Annotated in this window: 14 protein-coding genes; 5 read left to right on the top strand and 9 right to left on the bottom strand. The window is 62.1% G+C overall.

Annotated elements, in window-relative coordinates:
• Nucleotides 1–144: 144 nt before the first annotated feature.
• From SFY93_RS02675 to rpsT, 6 genes are all read right to left on the bottom strand, one after another.
• The gene (locus SFY93_RS02675) at nt 145–1239 is read right to left on the bottom strand and encodes an FUSC family protein (RefSeq protein WP_320445970.1); all 1095 of its coding nucleotides are present in this window, start codon (nt 1237–1239) and stop codon (nt 145–147) included.
• Nucleotides 1240–1395: 156 nt separating this feature from the next.
• A complete protein-coding gene (locus SFY93_RS02670; RefSeq protein ID WP_320445969.1) occupies nt 1396–3564 on the bottom strand; it encodes a hypothetical protein in 2169 nt (722 codons plus the stop codon).
• Between the two features lie 112 nt (nt 3565–3676).
• Nucleotides 3677–4825 carry a DNA replication/repair protein RecF gene (gene recF / locus SFY93_RS02665; protein ID WP_320445968.1) on the bottom strand — a complete coding sequence of 383 codons (1149 nt, stop codon included), beginning with the start codon at nt 4823–4825 and terminating at the stop codon, nt 3677–3679.
• A 210-nt stretch (nt 4826–5035) separates the two neighbouring features.
• A complete protein-coding gene (gene dnaN / locus SFY93_RS02660; protein ID WP_089263411.1) occupies nt 5036–6154 on the bottom strand; it encodes a DNA polymerase III subunit beta in 1119 nt (372 codons plus the stop codon).
• Nucleotides 6155–6398: 244 nt separating this feature from the next.
• Nucleotides 6399–7832 carry a chromosomal replication initiator protein DnaA gene (gene dnaA / locus SFY93_RS02655; RefSeq protein ID WP_320445967.1) on the bottom strand — a complete coding sequence of 478 codons (1434 nt, stop codon included), beginning with the start codon at nt 7830–7832 and terminating at the stop codon, nt 6399–6401.
• A 1225-nt stretch (nt 7833–9057) separates the two neighbouring features.
• Nucleotides 9058–9324, bottom strand: a complete 267-nt coding sequence (gene rpsT / locus SFY93_RS02650; RefSeq protein ID WP_068729934.1) for a 30S ribosomal protein S20 — start codon at nt 9322–9324, stop codon at nt 9058–9060.
• Between the two features lie 355 nt (nt 9325–9679).
• On the opposite strand from rpsT, the gene SFY93_RS02645 reads away from it, so the two are divergent.
• The 4 genes from SFY93_RS02645 to SFY93_RS02630 all read left to right on the top strand — a co-directional run bounded on the left by SFY93_RS02645 (nt 9680) and on the right by SFY93_RS02630 (nt 12873).
• Complete coding sequence (locus SFY93_RS02645) at nt 9680–9994, top strand: hypothetical protein (RefSeq protein ID WP_068729932.1); 315 nt, start codon at nt 9680–9682, stop codon at nt 9992–9994.
• 184 nt (nt 9995–10178) lie between these two features.
• Complete coding sequence (gene msrA, locus SFY93_RS02640; RefSeq protein ID WP_120287555.1) at nt 10179–10835, top strand: peptide-methionine (S)-S-oxide reductase MsrA; 657 nt, start codon at nt 10179–10181, stop codon at nt 10833–10835.
• Between the two features lie 183 nt (nt 10836–11018).
• Complete coding sequence (locus tag SFY93_RS02635; protein WP_089263414.1) at nt 11019–11645, top strand: polysaccharide biosynthesis/export family protein; 627 nt, start codon at nt 11019–11021, stop codon at nt 11643–11645.
• A gap of 361 nt (nt 11646–12006) precedes the next feature.
• Nucleotides 12007–12873: a tripartite tricarboxylate transporter substrate binding protein gene (locus SFY93_RS02630; RefSeq protein ID WP_320445966.1), complete on the top strand. Its 867-nt coding sequence runs from the start codon at nt 12007–12009 to the stop codon at nt 12871–12873.
• Between the two features lie 162 nt (nt 12874–13035).
• Here SFY93_RS02630 and SFY93_RS02625 read toward each other — a convergent pair whose 3' ends face one another.
• Both SFY93_RS02625 and SFY93_RS02620 read right to left on the bottom strand, forming a co-directional pair.
• Nucleotides 13036–13707, bottom strand: coding sequence for a dienelactone hydrolase family protein (locus SFY93_RS02625; RefSeq protein ID WP_320445965.1), 672 nt, complete (start codon nt 13705–13707; stop codon nt 13036–13038).
• Nucleotides 13708–13782: 75 nt separating this feature from the next.
• Nucleotides 13783–14124, bottom strand: coding sequence for a hypothetical protein (locus tag SFY93_RS02620; protein WP_320445964.1), 342 nt, complete (start codon nt 14122–14124; stop codon nt 13783–13785).
• A gap of 214 nt (nt 14125–14338) precedes the next feature.
• On the opposite strand from SFY93_RS02620, the gene SFY93_RS02615 reads away from it, so the two are divergent.
• Nucleotides 14339–15433 carry an HD-GYP domain-containing protein gene (locus tag SFY93_RS02615; RefSeq protein WP_320445963.1) on the top strand — a complete coding sequence of 365 codons (1095 nt, stop codon included), beginning with the start codon at nt 14339–14341 and terminating at the stop codon, nt 15431–15433.
• Nucleotides 15434–15445: 12 nt separating this feature from the next.
• Here SFY93_RS02615 and SFY93_RS02610 read toward each other — a convergent pair whose 3' ends face one another.
• On the bottom strand, nt 15446–17038 hold the full coding sequence (locus SFY93_RS02610) for an AMP-binding protein (RefSeq protein ID WP_320445962.1): 1593 nt from the start codon (nt 17036–17038) through the stop codon (nt 15446–15448).
• Nucleotides 17039–17115 lie beyond the last annotated feature (77 nt).

Here is a 17115-nt window from a genome sequence, read left to right as displayed (position 1 = left end):
GCCTAGCGCAAAGTAACGCGCAGCAAGCTATTGAATAAATAGGTTTTTTTGGCGTCATTTCAAGCCGATTTGAGGTCGTTTTCATAGCCTGATTTCGCGCCTGTTCCGGGCGTCGAAATGCCCGGCTTGCGTGCATCCGAGAGGCTATTTGTCGGCCAGTCCCATAGCTGGTTTGGCGGCGTTTGCCTTGAGGCCGCGCCGGGCGATCAAATGCGCGGCCAGCACGACCGGCTCCAGCAACACCATCCCGAACAGAATGCCAAACAGGCGGTCATAACCGGGCTCCAGGGCGGCATTGGCGTAGTTGTCAGGCACCAGCACCACGAGGAAGGCCAAAGTGAATTGTAGGCCCGCATAACTCATGGAGGGCGGGCCATTTTCGATGTGACGGCCGATCATGACGCCGAGCGCGAGTCCGATGGTCATCACGACGGGCGAATGGCGGCTGACCAGCAGGATCGCGCTGGCGAGCAGGCCGCCCGCGAGACAGCCGACCAGCCGGTTCATCATGCGCGAGGAAACCGGGCTGAGCATGCCGTCCGCCAGCGATGCCGCCGGCACCAGCATGACCGCGAAGATCGTGATGCTGGACTGGCTGAGCGAGGGGATGCCGAGCCACTGCCAAGCCCACGGGATCAGCGCCAATGCAATGCCGCCGACCGAGGCGTGACGCGCTACCGTGGCGTGCCATTGCCGCGTCGGCTGGTCGACCGGCTTGGCGCGCAGATTGTTGTCCGGATTCGGTAGCGCGCGCCGCACTGTCCAGGTCGAGATCGCACTGACGATGACGCAGGCGGTGGTACCGGCCAGCACTTCGAGCACGCGCGTCGAGGCAAAACGCAGGATCGGCTCCCGCGCATGTTCCATGCCTTCGATGAGTACCATCAGGAAGGTGAGGCCGGTGAACAGCCAGGCATAGGCGCGGCGACCGACGATGGCGAAATAGAGCGTGACGCCGCCGCCGATCAGAAGACCGAGACTCAGCAGCACCGGCTGGCGCAGCAGCAAAGGCGCAGCGACAAGCGCGATTCCTGCGCCAGCAAGCGTCCCAATCACGCGAAGGATGCCGCGCGTAAAACTTTCGGCGACATGCGAGCGCATTACCATGTATCCGGAGAACGCGGCCCAGCCGACATTCTCCGCGCCGATGGCGTGCGACAAGACGATTGCCAGCAGCACCGAACAGATGCATTCGGCCTCATCGATCATGCGCGGTCCGGGAATCGGAAGCGAACGCATTTCGGTTCCGAACGCGCGTGCGATCCGCGACAGATGAATGGCCAAAAATACCAGCATGACCAGATATTTATGCTGTCGAACGCGGTCTACAACAGACGATTTCTCATGGCCCAATGCAGTGGCGGACGCGCGCTGGCGCGCTTGCACGCTTTGTCATCAGTAGAGCTGCAGCGGGAGGATATCCCGACCGTCAGGGCCAACCATCAGGCCCCAGCTGTCGTTGGCCGCCACCTTGATCGTACTGTCATGCGCGGGCTTGCCCGCGGCCTTGATCGTGACCTTGTAGGCGCCGGGCGGCAGTTCCATCGTCGGCCCGTTCGGATTTTGCGGTCCGCCCACGCCGGGCGCGACCTTGATCGTTTTGTTATTGACGCTGACCGACACTTCCGCGTCGCCCATATTGCCGAACAACAGCCGAACCTTGCCTGGCGTGGGCAGGATGCCCGCCTTCGTCGCTTCTGCGGGATGGCGCACCACCAGACTGACCGTAGTCTCGTCGTTGCGACGTTCCAGCTTCAGCATGGCGGGACCATCGGGGGCCTTGAAGGCCAACGTGGCGCTGTCGGGTTTGATGACCGCGCGCTTCGTGTCTTCCTGCCACTGTCGCTGCGTGAGTTCGCGCCGGTAGAACGCCAGAACCGAGTCCAATCCGGAAGGTATAGAGGCGCTCAATTCGTGCCTGAACGGTGTGCCGCCGGGCAGCCCTGACGTGCCGAGCGACCGCAATGTCCGCTGCTTCGGCGTGGGATAGTCAGTATCGCCGTCGGATTCGAGAACCTGTTCGACACTCTTGGCGTTGCCCGTCGTGGTCGTGTTGCTGGCAACGGCTGCGATAGGCGCGCCCTTCAGGCCCGAGCCTGTCGCCGTGACATTGACCTTCGGGCCCATCTGCATCGCCGTCATTGAGATGCTCTGCTTGGCCTTGCTGAAATTCAACACCACCATATTGGGATTGTTGATGACTGACGGCGTGCTCTTCCAGCCGAGCGTCTTCATTCCGCTGCGGTAAAAATCCGCCAGGGCGCTGACGCTTGATGAGCTGGTGAATGCGAGCCTGCCATCGGCGCCGTCGAAGTCGATCTCGCTGGCGGTGTCGGGGACGGGAATCGGTGTGCTCGAACCGTCCATCGCGCGCAACGCAGTTTCCGGCCCACGCGCGGCTTGTGCCGCTGCGCGCTTCGCATCCGCTTCGGCAATAGCCGCTTGCCCGAACGCGAGTGCATCCTTGATAAAGCGGTCGTCTGCTTCCTTCTTGGCCTTGGCGCGCGCAGTGATCACCGATGGCAGAACCTGTACGTTGATCTGCACGGTGGTCAGATCGTATTTGCGACCGATCTGCATCGTTGCCGTCTCTTCCGGCGATGTGAATGCGAGCGAGGCGCGATCGGCGGTGACGACGGTGTCCTTGCTCTGTTCGACCCAGCCCTTCTTGCCGAGTTCGCGGCGATAGAAGGCCAGCACCGGGCCAAGTTCAGCCGGGATCAGCGCATGCGCTTCACGCTTGATGGAATCCGCGCTGCCCGTGGTTCCTGCGGATTTAATGCGTTCCGGTCGCGGCAGGCCTGCGGATTCAGGGCCCGCAGCGAGATCTTGCGGAAGCGCGAAGGGCGCGACGCGAATTTCGACGCTGGTCTTGTTATCGGCGCCCCGCTGCAAGGTCAGCATCACCGGCAATTGCCGCGTGTTGCCGTCACGAGAAAAATAGACGCGCACGCCATTCGCGATCGTCTCGTCGATGTTCGCATCCGGCCAACGCGCCTCGGCTGCGCCCGCGGACAGCGGCGACCAACCCAATGTAGCGAGTTCTTTCTGAAAGAAGGCGAGCGTCGCATCAACGGTTTCAGCCGTCGTGCATCCAAGATACGGCCGCCGTTCGTCATAGACGATATCGGTCGCGCGATCGGGGAAAGGCAGGTTCACTTCCAGGCGCTGCGAGCTGTAGCTGACGCCCGACCGATCGGTTCTACTGCCGTCGCTCATAGAAGAGGCCGACACACCCTGCGCACCCTTCTTGTACCAGCGACTGCGATCTGATCCCTCGAGTGGCGGCGTGTAGGCGATCCAGCCATCGGCTGCGAGTAATTTTCCGGTGTTGGCAATGGTGTCCGCGACGTTGCCTGCGCCGAAATAGCTGGCGCTGAGATTGGGGTATTTGGTGGCTTCAGGCCGGGCCATCGCGCCTTCGATATGCGGCAGCGTTCTCACATCCACCAGGCCGTCTTCGGCGCGGCTGGCCAGCGAGCCGCCAGCGATGGCGGTGCTGACGAGCAGGGCCAACAGATAGCGTCTGGCCCGTACCTGCGTCCCGTGCTTGCTTGAAAACATCACAGAAAGTCTCCGGCGTTTGCTGGCGCGCATGCAAAAAGGTACGCCACAAGGGCCGCGACATCATTGGCGCGGGGCACTCAGAGTGAGTTGTAGGAGGTGTTGCTTTGGTTCAACCGGCCGGCTGGCGCCGCGCGATACGCCCATTGGCGACGTCGAAAATCTCGCCGGATGGGCCGATTTCTGCGAAAGCAACAGGATCGGCGCCGGTCATCCAGACCTGGGCGCCCAATTTCGAGAGTTCGCCGAACAGCGACTTGCGCCGATCAGGGTCGAGATGGGCGACGACTTCGTCAAGTAACAAGAGCGGCGTGATGCCGGTCATCTCGGCGACCAGCGTGGCGTGGGCGAGGATGAGCCCGATCAACAGGGCCTTCTGTTCGCCAGTGGAGGCATCGCGCGCCGGCATGTTTTTCGGCGCATAGATCACCTGCAGATCGGTAAGATGCGGGCCGTCGAGCGTGCGGCCGGCGGCGGCATCACGCGGGCGACCATCGCGCAAGATCTGGCGATAGCGATCTTCGACCGCTGTGGCCGGTTCATTGACCAGCGCATTCTCCATCCAGCCGTCGAGCATGATGAGTGCAGATGGAAAGGCCGATGCTTCGCCACGCACGCGCAGCATCTCTGCGAGCCGCATTGCAGTCTGGCCGCGTGTCGCGGCAACGGCGACCGCGAGTTCAGCGGTCTCGCGCTCGATGGCATCGAGCCAGTGGGCGTCGCTGTTCCGGTCTTCGAGCAAGCGGTTACGCGAACGCAGGCTACGCTCGAGTGCAGAGACGCGACCGGAGTGATCCTTGTCGATGGCCAGTACGAGGCGGTCGAAGAAGCGCCGGCGTTCGGAGGCGGCGCCCATGAACAGCTGGTCCATGGCTGGCGTCAGCCACACCATGCGCAGGTGATCGCCGAATGCGGTGGCCGAGCCTACCGGCTCACGGTCGATACGACAGCGACGGCTGGTGGACGCACCTTCTGCCGCGGGGGCATCGATGCCGGTGCCGAGTGTGGCGAGACCAACCTCACCCTCGACAGTCGCCGACACGGCCCAGGAACCGTCGCCTTCGTTATTCGCAACGTCTTCGAGTGTCGCGCGGCGCAGGCCGCGGCCTGGCGACAGAAACGAGATCGCTTCGATGCAATTGGTCTTGCCGGCGCCGTTCGGGCCGACGAGGGCGACCATATCCGCCGACGTCTCCAGCGATGCCGCGCGGTAGCTGCGGAAATTGGTGAGCGACAGGCGATGGATGCGGGAGGCGGTCATTCGTGAATATGGGACTCAGCTAAAGTCGTCGCAACGCGCCGCGCCAATCTCCGTTGTCATCCCCGCCTAGTGCGCCGAAGACGCATGCGGGGCGGGGATCCATAACCACGGCCGGCACAATTAAAACGGCAGAGTCGTGGCTACCTAGCTGCAACTAATTCTTCGGAGGCTATGGCTCCCCGCTTTCGTGGGGACGACACCTGAAGGAACTCACACCCGCATAGGCATCAGCACATAGAGGGCGCCCTTGGCGTCCTTGTCCTGTACCAGCGTCGGCGAACCGGGATCGGCGAGGCGCAGCACGGCGACTTCGCCTTCGATCTGGGCAGCGATGTCGAGCAGATAGCGCGAGTTGAAACCGATATCGAGCGCGTCGGAGGCGTATTCGACCTCGAGCTCTTCCGTCGCGCTGCCGGAATCCGGATTTGTCACCGACAGCACGAGCTTGCCCGCCGACAGCGCGAGTTTCACGGCGCGGCCGCGCTCGCTGGAGATCGTCGAGACGCGGTCGACTGCGTTCTCGAAGTCTTTCTTGTCGATCACCAGTTCCTTGTCGTTGTTCTGCGGGATTACGCGGCCATAGTCGGGGAATGTGCCGTCGATCAGTTTCGAGGTCAGAACCACATTGCCAAGCGTGAAGCGGATCTTGCCCTGGGACAGTTCGATGGTGATCTCGGCTTCCAGATCCTCGATCAGGCGCTGCACTTCACCGACCGTCTTGCGCGGCACGATGACGCCCGGCATGCCGTCGGCGCCCTTGGGCAGCTTGAGGTCGATCTGTGCCAGACGATGACCGTCGGTGGCGACGGCACGCAGGGTCGCCGCGGTCGCGGTGCCGGCGGCGTGGAGATAGATGCCGTTGAGATAATAGCGGGTCTCTTCGGTGGAGATCGCAAACTGCGTGCGGTCGATCAGGCGCTTGACGTCGGAGGCGGGCAGCGCAAACGAGTGCGTCATTTCGCCGGCGGCGAGATCCGGGAAATCGTTCTCCGGCAGCGTCTGCAGCGTGAAGCGCGAACGTCCAGCGCGGATCGCCATCACCGAGCGGTCGCCATCGGCTTCGAGCACGATCTGGGAGCCGTCCGGCAGTTTGCGGACGATGTCGTAAAACATATGCGCGGGCACGGTGGTGGAACCGGCGGTGCCCACTTCGGCGGCCAGGGTTTCCGTGACTTCAAGGTCGAGGTCGGTGGCCTTTAGCGACAGCCGGGCATTTTCGGCGCGGATCAGCACATTTCCCAGGATCGGAATCGTGTTGCGGCGCTCGACCACGCGATGTACGTGGCTCAGCGACTTCAGGAGTTGCGCGCGTTCGACGGTGACCTTCATAACAAAACCCGCCCGATTCAATCCGGTGTCGTGTGGAAATGCCTGGCGGCCCGAATGGGCGCCGCGGCGATGACACCCGCAAGCTCGATCAAGTGGATTTTGCTCAATCCCGCGGGGGACCGCAAGGTGGCGTGGATGGCCGGGAAGCGCAAGAGAGATGCGCTTCCGGCCCCCAATGTTTTGACGATTAACACCCTCGTCCTGCCCCGGCGCACGCTTTGGCGCACCGGGGGGCGGGGACGCTTTACTCCTGCAGTTGGCGCTTCAGCGTTTCGACCTCGTCCTGCAAGGCCACGTCCTTGCCGACCAGCGCCTCGATCTTGCGTACGGCATGCAGAACCGTCGTGTGATCGCGGCCACCGAAGCGGCGGCCGATTTCCGGCAGCGAGCGCAGCGTCAGGGTCTTGGCCAGATACATCGCAACCTGACGGGGGCGCACGACATTGGCGGTCCGGCGCGACGACAGGAGGTCGGACCGGCTGACATTGTACTGACGTGCGACGACACGCTGGATGTCCTCGATCTTGATCCGCTTCGGCTCCTGCGGACGGATCAGGTCGCGCACTTCGCGTTCGGCCATTTCCAACGTCACCGGCGTGGCGTTCAGCTTCGAGTGCGCCAGCAGGCGGTTGATTGCGCCTTCGAGATCGCGGCCATTATGGGTAATGGTGCGGGCCAGATAGTCGAGCACCGGATCCGGCACGTCGAACGAGGCGTGATGCGCGCGAGCGGCGGCAACGCGCGACTTCAGAATGCCCAGGCGCAGCTCTTCGCCGAGCGAGCTCATTTCGACGACGAGACCGCCGGCGAGGCGCGAACGCACGCGTTCGTCGAGGCTTTCCAGATCCGACGGCGGACGATCAGCGGCGATCACCACCTGGCGGCCGGCATCGATCAGCGCATTCAGTGTGTGACAGAATTCGGCCTGCGTGGTCTTGCCCTGCAGGAACTGCATGTCGTCGATCACCAGCACGTCGATGCCGCGTAGCGCTTCCTTGAAGGCGAGCGCCGTTTGCGTCTTCAGCGCAGCGACGAAGCCGTACATGAACTTCTCGGCGGTGAGATACAGCACCTTGCGGTCGGGGCCGGAATTGCCAGCCCAGGTCACGGCCTGCAACAGATGGGTTTTGCCGAGGCCAACGCCGGCATGGATGTAAAGCGGGTTGAACATCACCGGATCGCCGCGGCGACCTTCGGCGACCTGACGCGCGGCAGCATGGGCCAGCGTGTTGGCGCGGCCGAGCACGAAGCTCGCAAAAGTCAGGCGCGGATCGAGCGGCGAGCCGCCGAGTGCTTCATGGCTTGCGGACACCGGCGCGGTGGCCGTGGCACGGAGTTCGTGTGCGGGACGGTTGTTGAACGTCTCGGTGCGCCGCGCTTCGGTCGGCGCTGCGGCTTCCTTGTTGGCGGGCGCCACGTTGCGCATTGCGGAGCGCACGGTGAGGTCGACGCGGTGAACCTGCGGCATCTCGGCCTGCCAGGCGTTCAGCACGCGCTCGGCGTAGTGGGCCTGGATCCAGCTCTTCAGGAATCGGGTGGGTACCGAAAGATGGACGCTGTCGTCCTGCACGCTTTCGAGATCCATCCGCGCGAACCAGCTGGAGTAAACGTCTTCGCCAACCGTCGACCGCAGCCGACCTTTCACGCGAGACCAGTGATCCTGTTCCATATTAGCCATTGTCAGAGAACTTTTCAGATAGAGTGAGTGTCCGGCACAACGCTGCCGATGAATGTCCGCGTATGGAGACGCGGTGCGACCTCGTGTGACGCGTCGTCTTCGGGCACAGCTCCGCCAACGGCCATCCGGCCGAGGTCAGATCAGTGATGTCGAAGAGGACCTCGTCGCGAGGTCAGCGCGTACTGGAGGGTCTGTCGGGAACGTGGGCGGAGGTGTGGGTCGCCGTATCTGAACGAGACGCAGATCGCGGTCGCTGGAATGCTGTCGTGGTCGATTTGCGCATAAAGCCTCCCCCGCTCACCGCGGTCGCTCGCGGCAAGATGTCAGTTCACATGTGGTTCAAAGTCAGTCCGCAACGCTGAACATCGAAACTCGTTCAGTCGTATTCCCGTATCGTCGTCTTGCCCGCTCGCCTGCCCGCTTACTTCCGCACCGTCAGCTTTGCTGGTTGCGATTGGCCGGTGCGCATTTCTTTTTAAAGCATCCGAATGGATACCCGAGAAATTTCGACACAGAACAACCCTTCCCATATTGCTATGGGCTGCGATCCGATCAAAGCTTGGAAGGTGTCGCTAACCTGAAGACCGTCGCTGATCCTAAGGTCCGTCCTGGTTCTTAAATCGCTCTGATCTGAAGAACCGCGGGCGCCGCGAGTGATTAAAGAAATACAGCACGCCCGGTTTCTCGCAACGGAATCATTTTTCAGGTGCCCCGCAAAAGCCTCACTTGCGCAGCCCGGAACACGTCGTGATTTTTTTGACGATGCGTCAAGGTTTTGAATCAACGCGCTGAATCGTAATGTGACAGTGCCGTTGCAGATTCGATCCAGCGAAAAAAGAAATTCATAATTCATTTACGAATGAAGGGGCCGAGTCCGCGTTTTCAAACTGGTCCGCTTCGCTATGCCGATAAGTGATTAGAGCCGCGCGTTTTTTTCTGTGCGTTGAGTCAGGGTAACCCTAGACATCGGACTCGCGCTGGCGGCGTGGCGCTGTTGCTTTTTCAGAATCACGCTGACGCAAGCGATAACGCGGATTGGCACTCGGTGTGATGCGTTGTGCGTTCCGGCTGTGCCGTTGAAGAGACATGACGAGACGCGCATCGCGCAAGCGCGCGGCGGTCTTTGCGCTTCATCAGAATTTGTGACGCGATAGCGCGAACGCATTGCGGCATAAAAAAAGCCCGGCGTGAAGCCGGGCTTTTTGGAAAGAATGTTGTCGTCAGATTACTGCGCGAGCTTCGCGATCTGATGGACGAGACGCGAGACCTTGCGGCTTGCGAGATTCTTGTGAACGAGGTTGCGCTGAGCAGCCTTCATCAGTTCGGGTTCGGCGAGCTTCATCGCCTTCAGCGCCGCTTCGCGGTCGCCGCTCTTGATCGCCGCCTCTACGGTGCGGACTGCACCGCGCATCTGGGTGCGGCGAGATTTGTTGACGATGGTGCGGCGGGCAATCTTGCGCGTCGCCTTCTTGGCGGAGGTCGTATTGGCCATATCTCACTATCCTTCAGCAGCGTCCCGTCTCGGGCGCCGGGCTGATTGACGTCTGCCGCTCGACTGCGGCCAACGCTGATCTGTTTCCGGGGTGTTCCTGAAAATGCTATCCCCGGAGCGGCAAAGCTCACGCGTTTCGAAACTCACGGGGCGCGCCGCTCAAAGAACAGCGGCGGCGGGATTGCGCCCACCGCCATTGGCGCTCCTTATAGAGTGCCCGATTTCCACCGTCAACGCCTTCCGGCTGCGCCTTTAGACGAAAAACAGCCGCAGAGTGGCGGTTAAGTTGCTGATGAGGTTGAATTTCTCGGGTTTGCCCGGTATTGCCGGGGGTGAGAGCGATGAGGGGATTCGGATGATCCGCGGGTTTTTCCGCCTGATAGGGCTGTTATTGCTGGCCGGTGGGTTCGTGTTCCTGGTCTATGATGGGGCGCGTTCGATTGCCGATCAGGCGCTGCGGCTGACCCGGCTCGGGGAGTTCTGGAACGACATCAACCAGGCCAGCCAGCGTTCCTTCCAGGCGATGGTCGATGCCAATGCGCCGTTCCTCAGCGGGCTTCTCAAATTGCTGCTCAACCAGCCGGCCTGGGCCGTCATGGGCGTGCTCGGCATCGTGCTGATGCTGTTGTTTCGGCCAAGCAAGCCGTTGATCGGCTATTCGCGGAATTGAACGGCGCTCGACGACGTAACACACCTGCCGTTTCCCTCGTAGATACCTATATTGCCACCTGAGATACGCCGCGCGGCAGGAGTGAATCCGGTTCTGCCTCGCCGGTGCTGTTGGCCCCCAGATCTGCGCGTTCGTCCAGCGAACCGGAGTCCACTTCGTTCGCGAACGCGCCGGGAGATGATCCATGCTTTTCATGCGCAAGACCGCTGCATTGCCGACCGCCGCCGAAGCACTGCCCGGTCGCGATACGCCGATCCCCACTGCCAAGCATCACTTCGTCAATGGCAGCAACATCCAGCCGCCCTATCCAGAAGGAGTTGAGCGGGCGGTGTTCGGGCTCGGTTGCTTCTGGGGAGCCGAGCGCAAGTTCTGGGAGCTCGGCGACGGCATCTATACGACCGCGGTCGGCTATGCCGGTGGCTTCACGCCGAACCCGACCTATGAAGAGACCTGCTCGGGTCGCACCGGTCATACCGAAGCGGTGCTGGTGGTGTTCGATCCGAAGAAGATTTCTTATGAGCAGCTCCTGAAGACGTTCTGGGAAAGCCACGACCCAACCCAGGGCATGCGTCAGGGCAACGACATCGGCTCGCAATATCGTTCCGCGATCTACACCTTCAGCGATGCACAGCGCGATGCCGTCGCAGCGTCGAAGGCGGCGTATCAGAAGGCACTGTCCGCGAAGGGCCTCGGCGCCATCACCACCGAGATTGCGCCGGCCGGGAAGTTCTACTTCGCCGAGGACTATCACCAGCAGTATCTGGCAAAGAATCCTGGCGGCTATTGCGGTCTTGGCGGCACCGGTGTGTCGTGCCCGATCGGGGTCGGCGTCACGGCCTGAGCTGACCACGGCTAAGTGTAGATAAACAACGTCAAAAGCCCGCTTTCGGAGCTCCCGAAGGCGGGTTTTTTGCTGCCTGATGGAAGGCTATGACAACGGAATTTTAACCATAAGAGGCCAAAACCGAGGCTGCCTCTATGAGGGATATGTCCAGTGTCGTCTGCCCGCGCGTTTCGTCTGCCCATGATTGTCGCGGTTGCCGCGCTGGCTTTGTCCGGCTGCATGCGGAGACCGGGTCCTGTTGCAGTGGTTGCGCCGGCTGCCGATCTCGACACGCTCGCTTACGGTCGCCCGGGTTACGGGCCGGCAGCAGTGCCGGTTGCTTATGCTCCCCCGGTCTCGACCTATGATGCGCAGTACAAGCTCGATGCCGGCGACAAGCTGCGCGTCGTGGTTTACGGCCAGGAAGGTCTCACCAATTCCTACGCCATCGATGCCGGTGGCGCGATCACCATGCCGCTGATCGGCCGCGTGCCGGCGCGCGGCATGACGCCCGCTGGGCTGGCTGCGAGCATCACCGGCCGCCTGCGCAATGGCTTCATTCGCGAGCCGTCGGTGGCTGTCGAAATCGAAGCCTACCGTCCGTTCTTCATCCTCGGTGAAGTTGCCGCTCCTGGGCAGTATCCCTACGTGCCCAATATGAGCGTCGAGAGCGCGATCGCCATTGCCGGCGGCTTCTCGCCCCGCGCCAAGCGTGATGAAGTCACGCTGACCCATACCACCGTCGAGGGCTCGTACCGCGCCGTGGTGCCATTGGGCACGCCGATCAATCCCGGTGATACGGTGCTGGTCAGCGAGCGCTGGTTCTGATCGCACGCATCGATCGCGGTCATCACCTCACACGCGATTTTCTCCGCTTCACGGAATAGACGCGCTTTCCCGCGATGAAATTGGCTGCGATGTATCGGCGCATTGGCGTCAGGATACGCGTTGCTCTGTATCAGAATCGTCTCCCGCCCTGTAGCAATGATCAAGCGAGGCCAACTTGCTGAAATGCGCCGCCATGTCGCACATATGGATATCAGGGGGAGAAGAGATGAGGACCAGTCCGTCGGTCAACGTGATGCGCGGCGTCACTCTGGCAGCCATCGTGGCGCTGGGAGCGGCGCTGTCTTCGCAAGCATTTGCGTAGACCGCGCAATCCTATCCCGATCGGCGCATCACTTTCGTTGTGCCCTATGCGCCCGGCGGTGCCACCGATGTCGCGGCGCGCCTATTTGCGCAGAAGCTGCAGGAGTCCTGGAAGCAGGCCGTCACCGTCGAGAACAAGCCGGGCGCCGGTGGCGTGATCGGCAACGATTTCGCTGCCAAGGCTCCGGGCGATGGCTACACGGTGCTGATCGCAATCACGCAGATCATCCAGGCGCCGAGCCTGATGTCGAAACTGCCTTACGACGCGTTCAAGGATCTCGCGCCGGTGACGCAGGTCGTGATCTCGCCGATCGTGCTCGTCGTACCCGAAGCGCAGCCGATGAAGTCCGTGAAGGAACTGGTCGATCTTGCCAAATCCAGTCCCGGAAAATATCCGTACGGCACTTTTGGCAATGCCACGACGTCGCATCTTTATGGCGAGCTTCTGAAGAAGAACACCGGCATTGATATGACCCATGTGCCGTATCGTGGCGCGGCGCCGCTCTTGAACGACTTGCTCGGCAATCAGGTCACGGCGGCCTTCCTCGACTTCACCACGGCCGGTCCGCAGCTCGAAGCCGGCAAGACCCGTCCGCTCGCAGTGGACGGCGAGAAACGCAAGCCCAAGCTGCCGAACGTGCAGATCATGGCCGAACTCGGCTATCCCGGTTTCGAGGCTGAAGGCTGGGTCGGCGTCTTCGTGCCAGCAGCGACGCCGAAGGACATTGTGAGCAAGCTGTCGGCCGAGCTCGGTCGCATCATCAATTCGCCGGAGGGGACCGCCGGCCTGCAGGCGGTCAATCTCGTTCCGGTCGGAGACAGCCCCGAATCTTTCGAGAAGAGCCTGCGCCGCGATTTCGATCGCTGGGCGACGGTGGCAAAGACAGCGGGCGTGAAGGGCGAGTGATGTTCCAATCTCTCCCGACTGGCAGGGAAAGATCGAGGCTGCTCCCTCTCAGTCGTCATACCCGGGCTTGACCCGGGTATCCAGCTTTGCCCAAGCGCTTGTTGGTGCCGCAAAGGTGGATTGCGGGGTCAAGCCCGGCAATGACGTGGAGAGGGCGGCGGCTTACTTCAGATGCTTCGCGAGGAACGCGAGGCTCCGTTCTCTCGCAACATCCGCGCTGGCCTTATTATAGCTGGCGCGCTGATCGCAATTGAAGCCATGTTCGGCGCCGTCATAGACGAAAATCTCCACATCCGGGCGCTTGGCGCGAATGGTCTCGACGTCCGAGAGCGGAATGCCGTGATCCTTTTCGCCGAAATGCAGCTGTGTCGGCACGGTCGGCTTGTCGTCGGCAAAGCGCACCACGGCGCCGCCGTAATAGCCGATGGCGGCGCTGAGGCCGGTCAGTTTCGTGGCGGCGGCGAAGGCAACGCTGCCGCCAAGGCAAAAGCCGATGATACCGACATTGCCGATATCCCCAACTGAATCGATCGCGGCCTGGGTATCGCGCAGCATCGCGGGCCAATCCGGATTAGCAACGAACTTGCGCGCGATGGCGACTTCCTCGGGCGAATAGCCGGACTGGAAGTTGGGTTCGGTGCGATCGAAGATCGACGGCGCTACCGCTACATAGCCTTGTACAGCGAAGCGATCGCAGACCGTGCGGATGTGGTCGTTTACGCCGAAGATTTCCTGGATCACGACCATGGCGCCCTTGGGCTTGCCCTCAGGCTGGGTGCGGTAGGCGCCCAGCTTGAAGCCGTCAGATGCGGTCAGCGTGATGTCTTGTCCCACGAGGTATTCCATATCGTTGTTGAAGGCTGAGGTCTGTTTGGCGCGGACGGCAGCAGTGGTCTACTCACAAAGCGGCTACTGCCACATCCAGTTCCGGCCCCAGTCGCCCTTCCAGCCGGTCAGGCGTCCCTTGCGAAACTGGAGATAGAGGCGGTCGCGGCGGTCGAAGAAGCCGCTGCCGCCGAAGGTTCGGATCGCCAGATAGATCTCATGCCCCGGCCGGCCGCTGATGTAGGTCAGCGGCGTGCCTAGTGCGTGGGCGGCATCATCCGCCGCCATGCCGAAGGCCAGCGGCGTAGTGTTCGAAAGGGTTGCCGTGAATGGCAGATCGGGCGTCGTTCCGGCGGGCTGCCCGTGGGCTGGAACCGCGATGGCGAGGGCGGTCGCTACGCCGAGGATGAACCTGATGGTCTTCATGGCGCGATTGTTTTCCGGATCGGATTCCGGCGCAAGGCGGCATTGCTTAAAGTTTTTGCGAAAGCCCTAACCGACTGATAGTGCTATCCGCCGGAATGAAACCTTCCCGGGGGCGATCAGGAAGCATTAACAATACCCATTAAGCTTCAAGAACCCTGTTCCAAGGTATGTATGTCCTGCTTGCGGCCCGTTCGCCGCAATAGATCGAGGGCATATGACCGCTTCAGTCAAACAATCGCCGGCGCGCCGCCGACTGCTTCTGGCATCGGACCGCAGCGATAGCAGCAGCGAACTCGTCGACATCCTGCAGAAGGTCGGCGAAGTGGATGTTGTCCCAACGTCAGCCATTCCGGAGATGCCGCCCAGCGAGCTGTCGGGTATCGTGGTCGATATCAATCTGCGCTCGGCAGAGGCCGTGCAGCGCGTGCGCAACAAGCTGCGCCACAAATCCTATGAAGCGATACCGCGCCTGTTCGTGCTGGCCGACTCGCTGCATCACGGATCCATGCAGGCCTGGGCGCTCGGCGCCACCGATACGATCGCGCGGCCGTTCGATGCACGTGGCATCATGCAGCGTATTCGCGCCGCGTTTCCAAACCCGCATGACGAGGACTTCTCCGCACGCGGCAAGGCGCTGAATCGTGGTGTCGAGGCGGCGCACGCGGTAATGGTCAAGATCTTCGAGAAGCTGCCCGCCGGCGTTCCGCTCACCTTCAACGACGTGATGCAGGCGGAGAACCAGATTCTGAAGGCCATCAAGCGCACGTCGCTGCGCGAATGGCTGGCCGCCGTGGGCCGTCATCATAATCACAGCTATCGTCACTGCCTATTCGTGACGGGGTTCGCGGTGGCCTTTGCGCAGCATCTGGGCATGCGCGACGAAGATCAGCGCCGCCTCACGCGCGCAGCCCTCGTCCATGATGTGGGCAAGGCCTTCATCCCGGTCTCGATCCTGGACAAGCCGGGTAAGCTCACCGAGGACGAGACGCTCGAGATGCGCAAACATCCGCGTCTCGGCTTCGAAGCGCTGGTGGCGCAGGGCAGTTTTCCGCGCGAGATGCTCGACGTGGTGCTGCATCACCACGAATTCCTGGATGGCAGCGGCTACCCCGATGCGCTGGCCGGCGACCAGATCAGCGACATCGTTCGCCTTATGACCATCGTCGACATCCACGCGGCTCTGGTGGAGCGGCGTGCGTATCGCATGGCCTTCACGCATGCCAAGGCGTTCGAGATCATGGAGCAGATGGGCGACAAGATCGACCAGCAACTGCTACAGGTGTTCCGCCCGGTGGCGCTCGGCGCGTAAGCGCCGTTCGCCTCAGGCCAGTAGCTTGCGCAGCTCGGCCTTGGCGACCTTCTCCAGCGTCGAACGCGGCATCTCGTCCACGAAGTGGATTTCGCGCGGCACCTTGAAATCCGCCAGCCCGCTCTTGCAAGCCGCCATGACATTGTCATGCAGCGCCGGGGGCGCCTGGGCCACGCCGGCATGGGGAATGATGAAGACCACCGGCACTTCATCCAGCATGGGATGTTTCTTGCCGACGACGGCCGCCTCGCGAACGCCCGGCACAGTGATGACCACCTGCTCGATCTCGGACGCTGCGACGTTCTCGCCGCCGACCTTCAGCATGTCCTTGGCGCGATCGCCGAACTTGATATAGCCACGCTCCAGCAGCGTGACACGGTCGCCGGTGATGAAGAAGCCGTTGGTGTCGAAACTGTCTGAGGTCGCAGCTTCGTTGTGCAGATACTCCTTGAACAGCGACAGGCCGGGAATGCCCTTGATCGTGAGATTGCCAGTCTCACCCACAGCAGTCGGCGTGCCGTCGTCGTTGGTGACGCGGATGCCATATTCGGTTGCGGCGCGGCCGATGGCCATCGGCGTGTTGGGCTGATCGACCTCGCCGATGATGCCGTGAGTAATGGTTTCGGTCATACCCCACCAGCCGATGATCTTGACGCCGAATTTGGCGAAGGCCGGCGGATCGCAGAACGACGCACCCCACAGCCGGAAATGATGCTTCGGCACGTCGTGCTCGAGCAGCGCCTTCATGCAGAACGGGATGGTCGACAGCCAGGTGGCGCGATGTTCGAGCGCCACGTTCCAGAACCGGCGCGCGGAAAAACGCGGCTGAAGCACGAGGGAGGCACCGACCCACAACGTCGCCAGCATCGAATAGGCCAGTGCGTTGGTGTGGAACAGCGGCAGATAGGTCATATGCGTATCGAACGCATGCAGGTCCTGATGCGCAGCATTCACCTTGCCGCCCCACAGCGCATTGGCATGGGTCCACAGCACCGCTTTGGGCCGCGATGTGGTGCCTGACGTATACTGGACGCTACAATGCGCCCAAGGGTCGACCGGGCGTCGCGGACGATCGGCGCTGTCAGCGAACAGGGATTCGAACCGCTCAGCCTTGCCCACCGCATGGCCGTCGGCCGACGCGCCGGCGTTGTGCGACGTCACCGCGATCCAGCGCAGTTTGCGGCAATTTGCGACGACGAGCTCGGCATAGGATGGCTGGGTGATGGCGGCGACGGCGCCGCAATGATCGGCGAAATATTCGATCTCCGCAGCCGACGAGCGGGTATTCGTGGTGACGGCGATGGCGCCGAGTTCGACGCAGGCGAACCAGGCCAGCAGCATCTCGACGCAGTTGTCGAGATGGATCAGCACATAGTCACCCTGGACGATGCCGCGTTGGGCAAGGCCTGCGGAAAGTGCCCCGACGCGCTCGTGAAACTCGCCATAGGTCCATGGCCGCGCCGGCGCATCGAATGGCGACCAGATGATGAAAGGGCGATCGCGACGCGTCTCGGCGTGCATGCGCAGCAGCCACGGCACGTCCATGCCGTCGAACGGGCCGATCGAACCGGGAATCATGGCGGGATTCGTCACGGGGTGGGGCATGCATCCTCCGTCGAAAGCCGCCGGAGCGACCGCTTACGCGGGTGCGGCTTTCTTATTCTTGTTTTTACGGAAGATGT

It is taken from the genome of Tardiphaga sp. 42S5 (genome assembly GCF_034044155.1).
GTDB lineage: Bacteria > Pseudomonadota > Alphaproteobacteria > Rhizobiales > Xanthobacteraceae > Tardiphaga > Tardiphaga robiniae.
This window is presented reverse-complemented; position numbering and strand designations above follow the sequence as displayed.